The 696-nt window shown below is 50.0% G+C and carries 1 rRNA gene; it reads left to right on the top strand.

The features are described 5' to 3' along the window. A 23S ribosomal RNA gene (locus RAD15_RS43385) occupies positions 1 to 696 on the top strand; the annotation flags it as partial.

Raw genomic sequence — 696 nt, forward strand, 5'->3', positions numbered from 1 at the left:
AATTCGATTCCCTGAGTAGCGGCGAGCGAAACGGGAAGAGCCCAAACCAACAAGCTTGCTTGTTGGGGTTGTAGGACTCCAATATGGTAGTCTGTTAGTATAGTTGAAGGATTTGGAAAAGTCCGCTAAAGAGGGTGAAAGCCCCGTAGACGAAATGCTGACAACACCTAGGAGGATCCTGAGTACGGCGGAACACGAGAAATTCCGTCGGAATCCGCGGGGACCATCCCGCAAGGCTAAATACTCCCTAGTGACCGATAGTGAACCAGTACCGTGAGGGAAAGGTGAAAAGCACCCCGGAAGGGGAGTGAAATAGAACCTGAAACCGTGTGCTTACAAGTAGTCAGAGCCCGTTAATGGGTGATGGCGTGCCTTTTGTAGAATGAACCGGCGAGTTACGATTTGATGCAAGGTTAAGCAGTAAATGTGGAGCCGTAGCGAAAGCGAGTCTGAATAGGGCGTTTAGTATTTGGTCGTAGACCCGAAACCAGGTGATCTACCCTTGGTCAGGTTGAAGTTCAGGTAACACTGAATGGAGGACCGAACCGACTTACGTTGAAAAGTGAGCGGATGAACTGAGGGTAGCGGAGAAATTCCAATCGAACCTGGAGATAGCTGGTTCTCTCCGAAATAGCTTTAGGGCTAGCCTCAAGTGATGATTATTGGAGGTAGAGCACTGTTTGGACGAGGGGCCCC

This window comes from Bradyrhizobium sp. 14AA, from assembly GCF_054185205.1.